Here is a 7014-nt window from a genome sequence, read left to right on the forward strand (position 1 = left end):
TCATATTCTGGGTTTGAGCTTAGAAATATTGCCCTCCTATTGCCATAATCTAACTTTAAACGCTTTACAACAAACTCATTGTCAATTGTCGCAAGTACAATCTTCCCTGTTGCCGCTCTTAGTGATTTATCGACAACTATAATTGCTCCATCTGTGATATCAGGAAGCATACTATTTCCTGCCACTCGGAATAAAAAAGAGCTGCTTGGCCGGGTGATTAATAAGCTATCGAGGCTTATTGGTTCAGATAAGCAATCTTCACTTGGGTTCGGAAAACCAGCCGCGACTTTAAATTCTGAAAGTGAGAATGATTTAGTTGATTTGAGTATTTGAGTAGGCTGCATACCGGTCACCACTGTTTAAGTATACAGTTATTTTAGAATTGGCTTGTATAACATGCAAGCCTTATTAACTCTATATTTCCTATTTAAAGTTACTAGCTGTCCATGCATATTACATAAACAGCTAGCGAGCCTAATTACTAGACTATTCTTTATAGATTACAACAGTCATTCCATCGCCAAATCATATATATAGGGTCTTGCCCTATCGCTGGTATAGTTCGCCCCAAACCCCAAGTAAGAGTTGACTCCCCAATAACATGAGAAGACTCTGTTTCAGGTACTGGGTGCAACATCGTGAATTTATATTGAGTTTTTGGAAGTGTTGGCTCTATGTTTCCTCCGCACATAGCACCAGACCCCATCGTCCCATATGCAAGCCCTCTGCGATGGAGTGCCGTTAAAACGCGAGTTGACAACAAGCTTGTGTCTCGTAATACCCCTTTGCCACCATTTTGATTGCCGCTAAGAGGGTATATATTCCCCCAGCTGCCGGCGCACCAAAACAATTCTTTTATAGGCTTACCTGCCGTTGAAGATACTGCATCAGCTGTACAAGCAAGGGTTGCAACAGGGTTTGCAACGGCTGCTGCTTCTGGATTAGTGAAAAAAGCTAACTCATCATTATTCCACGTTGGGTCTAACTCAGATAAATACATAATATCAAGATCCATAAAACCATCTGGATTACATGTTTGTTTAACAAACATATCTAGCATTTGCATGATTGGGTAAGTGTAATAATGATAATGCGTAAATGAGCTATCCCCACCATCATATACAGCCTCCCCATGGTGCCCTTGGTTTATTCTATCAAAAGGGAATCTAGTGCCGTTAAGTACAGAAGAGCATCCCGGTACACGCTGGAACTCAACAAGACGCGCCGGTTCCCACATTGACGTAGTTACTCCAGGACGCGCAACCCCTTGGTTATCATCACACATACATAAAGGTGATGTAACCGCACCATCTGGGATGCTCCCACCACCACCTGAAATATTCACGCCAGCTACTCGAAGTGGGAATATACAACTCCAACAAATGTCAGTTATCATTTTAGGCCCAATAACTTCTGCGTCCTGGCATCCAGGATCAGCAACCGCTTTAGAGCCACCTAAAAATGCTATGGATAATGTAATTGTAATAGCCAGAGCCCATACAGATAGGCTTGTTGTTAATAAAGAAGTAATTGATTTACTGCTTAATTTAACCTTTTCATCCAATTGCGGTTGATCTTTAACCCAGTCTTTTAATATCGTAGGTTTCCCTAAGTAAAACCCTTGCTGGAGGTCGATACCCATTTTTTCTGCTTCATTAGAGAGCCTAGCTGTCGCTACTTGCTCTCCAATAGTTTGAATCCCTTTGTCTTTACAGTACTCAAATCCTTCAATCTCTTTTTTATTTTTTAATGTGAGCCTCTTTGTATTAAACTTACAACCATCCCAATGGTATTTTTGAAGCCGCTTAAACGTGGATGAAAGATCACCATAATCATCCATTACTAGTGGTATCCCCTTCATTTTCATTATCCCCCATCGTTTTTCTAGCGAATTATCACTTACACCTTCTGTGATTTCTATCATTAACTTAACTGTGCATAACGATCTGAATTTTTCTACTTGATTTAACCAAGAAGTAAAAAGGTAATTAGATTTTAGTGTCGCTTCCGATACATTTATAGTTATGCACTTGTATGATTTTTCGATACATTTATGATTATCAACTAGTGCAATAATTATTTCTAAATCAGTATTTTCCCAATAAATTGAGTTATGTTCCACCAGCGCAGACTTACTTATAGCGCTTGGAGTGTAATAAACACCATTAACCAACCAGCGGGCCAGAACTTCTGCTCCCATTGTATTGTTACTACCTGTGGTGTGAATTGGTTGAAACACCGGAACAATCATGGTTCACCTCTTTTATCAGCCAGCTCTTCTATTTTGAAGTGTTTACCTTCAGCGGTTATTATTGAAGGTACATATTCGAGCTCAAATCTTTTTGCTACATCCGGGGTTAACAGGAAAACTGGAGCGTCAAATGTATCTGTGGTTTTGGTATAAGAGTCCCAGCCAGTTTCTCTATCTAGCCTAGTAACGATGTAGGTTATTCTTTTAACGCCTGGGGTCTTATTGATTCTTGGTAATGCTTCCTTTACCCGCTTAACTTGGTCTTTGTCTAATGGATCAAGTACAACAATTGCTTGAGTGAAAGGGGTTAAATCAAGTGGGTTTATCATATCTCCTTTTTTGGCTATCAATGTGCCATCAGGGGTGGTTATATCCTGAGAAATATAAACCGTAGGGTCTAGCTCTCGTATGCGATCTTTATGTGCTTTAGGGAGCTCTCTAAACGTCTGTTTATTCCAAAAGTTATCTACAGCATTTTGTTTCTTCTCTTCCCAATCAATTTTTGCGTATCGCTCTTTCATTAACTCAATTAAATCAGGTTCACTTATACTTTCAACCGGGCCTCTAATTCCTAGGTTACCCTTTTCACCCGATTCAATTTTTTCTAAAATCCAGTTAGGGTTAGATAAACCAGATACACGAGCAATTACTTCTGGTAACTTCCCAGCAATAACAGATTGCTCCTCCCTAACAATGATAGTTGGTACTGAAGTTACATTGTACTCTGTGAATAAAACTGGGTTTATTACAATATTTGGCATGGGGCTATATTCAGCAGCGACTTGCTGAATTTCCAGCATAGCCTCACCTAAATTAGCCTCTTGAGGTATCCCTCTAAACACTACAACCACATCCTGATTGTTAGATGCCATACCTAAAATATCTTTCAAGCTCTGCGGGCCAAGAGAGCGTGAGGCAAACACCACAACTTTCTGGCTTGAAAATCTTTTCTTAGCTTTTGATAACTCGTCCATTCGCTTCATTGTTGGATCTGTTTGCTGAAGCTGTTTTACGAGTTCAAGAGCTTCATTGTGTGCGGATGTAAATTTATCGCTATCAGTCCGAAGCCAATCCGGCATTTTTGAAGCTTGGGCATTTTCAATTATCTTTTTAGATTTTTGAACAAACTCCATATCCTCTTTTGTCAAAGGTGATTGCTGGGCAAAAGAGATGCCGGTAACAATTAAGCATGTAAAAATAGCAGCTTTAAAATAACGGGTAGGCGCGGCCAATAATTTGGTCATTTTTTACTGTTCCCCAATATCTTGAATCAAAACTCTGATTGCTGGTTCCCATAAACCAAAAGCTATCAGATTGTAAAATGCCTTCGCCAACGAATGAATCCATTGGCTTATTAAGTGCTTCGGCGTGAGTAAGGCCGTATCCTTGCATTTCATCATTAACGTATATGTTGCCATGCTTACTAATTTTCACATTATCACCAGGCAACCCTCTTAAATACTTAACCATTTCGGTGCCATCTTCATAAAAAGGCTGTAAACCTTGTGCTGAAAATACAAAGATTGCCCCTCTTTCTAGTTGTTGGTCTTTCTTGTCTATCAAGTAAACTGAATATCCAGGGATGCACTTTACTAGCTGATCATCGATTCCAATTCTATATCTGTCGGCAAAAGCCACCCCGGCCCCCCAAATCACCACCAAGGCAACTCCGGCTTTTATACAGAATCGGGGCCACGACTCCTTCTTTTTCATCCATTTCATTTGATGAAGTCCTCTGGCAAGTAAACATCGTCCGGCGCTGAAACTACAGCACCTGCATCTATCACCAAATACCCTGCTTCACGAAGTTTTATTACTGCTTCATTTGTTTTCATCATAAGACCTTCAAGCTCTATAGAGCTCGCACCTTCAGGGTATTGCATTGCCATTTTTGCAAAATCGACCACTACTATTGGTGGTGATTTTATAAGTCTTTCTTCCAATTCGTGTTGCTGGTTTTTAATTAACAATGATGATAGGGCTGCACCACCTAGGGAGCCTATGATTGCTGCGATTGCGATTGATTTTATATTCATAGTACTGCCTTAATTAATTTCTTAACCGGTCTTGCATAACCGATCTGATTGCATCAGGTGTGTTTTGGCCTCTTTTGATGTATTGCTCTATTGCATCTACATCTCGTGGGTCAGTTGAGTATAGTAATTTTTGGAAGTCACCAACGATAAGGCGGCCAACCCCCATCCCGCTTTTGGATTTTATAAATATTTCCGAGTAGATACCTTGTACTGTATGAACGGTTTTCAATATATTGAATCCAGAATCAGAAAGCGTTAAACGTCCACTGCGCTTTACAGATTCAACAGTTTCTTCTGTTTGACCTAACAGGTACATGCTTGCTGAGTTTTCCGCAATTGCTCGACCCACGGCGTTCTCGTATAAGTCATTAATACTTTGCGTTGCTATAACAACAGAACCACCGTACTTTCTGAATTTTCGGTAAGCATGCTCCATGAAAACGGATACTTCACCTTCCTTAAGCAGATCCCAAGCCTCATCTACAATTACTACTTTTTTGCGGTTCCGCACCCCAAGAAACACTTCTTGCTGTATTTGATAAATAAGCTGAAGTAACACTACTTGACGAAGGTGCTTTCTTCCTTGCAACTCATCTAGCTCTAACACAGTAAATTGATTTTGAAAGGACACGTTATTGTCAAAAGCAAAGTATTTACCGTAACTACCTTTAGAGGTAAATGGATACAGCTGAGTACCCACATCTTTTAAACGCTGATCGCATTGCTCTTCAAGGCATTTATCGGCAATATCATCAACTTTCATTGCACTGCCTTTTGCAGCCCAAACATCGGTCATGGTTTGTTTAAGAGCTGAAACCTGCCACTCGCTTAAATTGCCTTTGGCTGATGCCATAGCACTAACAAGACTTACAATTGCATCTTCTTCATCTTCATAATTTTGCACAAGCTCAAATGGGTTAAGGCAAACTCCCGTACCCTCTTCAAAGTGTACAAAATCACCTTTGAGGGAATTTGAAAGCTTCTCATATGATTTACCAGCATCAATAACCCATACTTGAGCGCCTTCAGAAAGGTAAGATATTATGAGTTCATTCGTTAAAAAGCTTTTACCCGACCCTGATTCAGCTGCTATTACAAGGTTTTTATTCGTATTTGAATCATGGAGAGACAAACTCATCAACTGGCCGTTTCTCGATAGTAGTGACGCGTGATAAGTGCCTGTTCCTTTCCATTCACCAAAGATTGGAAGAATGACTGCAGCTTGCTCTGTGGTCATTGTTTTATATCTGAACAAGTCTTTAATTGAATTGCTATCAGTACATAATGGTAGGTTATTGATTAGCATAGGCAAAAGTATGAATCGGTCTTCCATTAAATCAAATCGTGTTTCACGCCAGATATTTCTCGCAGACATTGCTGCCGCATCTGCTCTATCTTTAGTGGGAGCAAAAATTACCATCGAATAACTAATACCTATCGGCTTTTGTCCCTCTTTCATCGAATCATAAAGAACCTCAAAACCATCTTTTTTATCTGCTAATACAGGTACAAATTTCAACATTGGGCCATAAGCCTGGTTAACGGCAAATTGACGCTTTCTATCCAAAGAGCTTTTCATACTTTCAGGGTCAGGAAAGAAAACATTTGTCACTATCATGTAATTTTCCTTAACATTAGAGCTCCCCCCGCTTATATCGCCAATGTATGTAATTGCATCCCCAAAATATGCAATATCAGGAAGTTTTTTGGCCGACAAAACCTTTACATGCTGCTCGCCAAGCTTCAGACTATTTTTGGTTAAGGAGATATCTGTCCCATAATCAAAAACTTGATCGCATATAGGCTTATTTGTATCCCAACTGGTTTTAGCGCCTTTCCAAGAAGCGTCCCCGCCCCAATTAAGCATTGTTCCCATGATTCTGATATAGCTAACCGCTGTTAACGGTATTGGTCTAAGACCCACTGTTTGTAGTGACGATTCAACTTTGCTTCTCAAATCCTGTAGTGTTGTGAGCTCGGTGAAGTTTGGTTTACTATCTTGAATAGGAATTTTCACTGTTACAAAAAGCTTAGTATCCTGAATTATTCCGCTGTCATAATTACCTTTTTCGTTTTTTCCTATAATCTTTTCTTCGGTGTGATGCTTTAAAAAATCAGCTCTTTCTCGAATTACCGTTGAAAGAAGGTCGTGATGATAACCATCACGAAGTTCAATCATTTTATATAGCTCTTGAGTGATATCTGGTGATCTAAATAGACAAAATTGCATTGTTGAGTTAGCAGGGAACTCTTGGTTTAACATACCAATGGCTCGCTCTTGAATTTTTTCGCTAGATGCGTTTAATGGTTGGCAAATAAAACCAAAACCTATGCTTTTATCATCCATAAGAAATGCGTAATCATCTTCTGAATATGCGACTACAGGTATAACGCCAGCGGCTCGTATTTCTTCAGGTATTATTCTTTCTTGAAGTTTTTTCTTTAAAGTTATGAAGCTCATTATTTATTCTCCAGCCATTGCTTAAGGTTGCCAGGGCGTCCCAAGCTTGGCCGGCCATCTGGTGCTACTATATAGGGTACTGCTTTAACATCTAATAAGTGGGCCATCATTAAGGTCATATCATATTGCTTGGTGTCACAGGGGGTTTTCTGTTCTAGCGTTTCGAGGGTGTTAGACATAAAAGCATGAAGTGCTTTGTTGCGGTCGGCAGCACAAAAAACTTTACGTGAAAGCTTGTCGGAATCATCACCTAGAGCGGGGACAAC

The 7014-nt window shown here is 39.9% G+C and carries 6 protein-coding genes and 2 pseudogenes; all 8 read right to left on the reverse strand.

Annotated features, from left to right (window positions below):
• Positions 1 to 344: LexA family transcriptional regulator (locus Q0688_RS22420; RefSeq protein WP_299082588.1), on the reverse strand; the 344-nt coding region annotated here is incomplete at its 3' end.
• Positions 345 to 493: 149 nt separating this feature from the next.
• Entirely contained in the window at positions 494 to 1492 is a 999-nt protein-coding gene (locus tag Q0688_RS22425) for a TraU family protein (protein WP_240452986.1), read from the reverse strand.
• A gap of 120 nt (positions 1493 to 1612) precedes the next feature.
• A pseudogene (locus Q0688_RS22430) lies at positions 1613 to 2251 on the reverse strand (EAL domain-containing protein); the annotation flags it as partial.
• Positions 2248 to 3495: a TrbC family F-type conjugative pilus assembly protein gene (locus Q0688_RS22435; RefSeq protein WP_299082590.1), complete on the reverse strand. Its 1248-nt coding sequence runs from the start codon at positions 3493 to 3495 to the stop codon at positions 2248 to 2250. The gene Q0688_RS22435 and the pseudogene Q0688_RS22430, both read right to left, overlap by 4 nt.
• A complete protein-coding gene (gene lepB / locus Q0688_RS22440; protein ID WP_121638675.1) occupies positions 3458 to 3973 on the reverse strand; it encodes a signal peptidase I in 516 nt (171 codons plus the stop codon). Before lepB ends, Q0688_RS22435 begins: the two co-directional genes overlap by 38 nt.
• Positions 3970 to 4287, reverse strand: a complete 318-nt coding sequence (locus Q0688_RS22445) for a hypothetical protein (RefSeq protein WP_121638676.1) — start codon at positions 4285 to 4287, stop codon at positions 3970 to 3972. The genes lepB and Q0688_RS22445 overlap by 4 nt, the downstream gene beginning before the upstream one ends.
• 13 nt (positions 4288 to 4300) lie before the next feature.
• Positions 4301 to 6748 (reverse strand): type IV secretion system protein TraC, encoded by a 2448-nt coding sequence (traC, locus tag Q0688_RS22450; protein ID WP_299082596.1) that lies wholly within the window; start codon positions 6746 to 6748, stop codon positions 4301 to 4303.
• A pseudogene (locus Q0688_RS22455) lies at positions 6748 to 7014 on the reverse strand (DsbC family protein); the annotation flags it as partial. The gene traC and the pseudogene Q0688_RS22455, both read right to left, overlap by 1 nt.

It is taken from the genome of uncultured Paraglaciecola sp., assembly GCF_937123705.1.
Classification (GTDB): domain Bacteria; phylum Pseudomonadota; class Gammaproteobacteria; order Enterobacterales; family Alteromonadaceae; genus Paraglaciecola.

Excerpts from the sequence above, each read along its gene's own strand:
- Q0688_RS22445 (WP_121638676.1), bottom strand. The coding sequence starts at position 4,287 with ATGAATATAAAATCAATCGCAATCGCAGCAATCATAGGCTCCCTAGGT.
- Q0688_RS22435 (WP_299082590.1), bottom strand. The coding sequence starts at position 3,495 with ATGACCAAATTATTGGCCGCGCCTACCCGTTATTTTAAAGCTGCTATT.
- traC (WP_299082596.1), bottom strand. The coding sequence starts at position 6,748 with ATGAGCTTCATAACTTTAAAGAAAAAACTTCAAGAAAGAATAATACCT.
- lepB (WP_121638675.1), bottom strand. The coding sequence starts at position 3,973 with ATGAAATGGATGAAAAAGAAGGAGTCGTGGCCCCGATTCTGTATAAAA.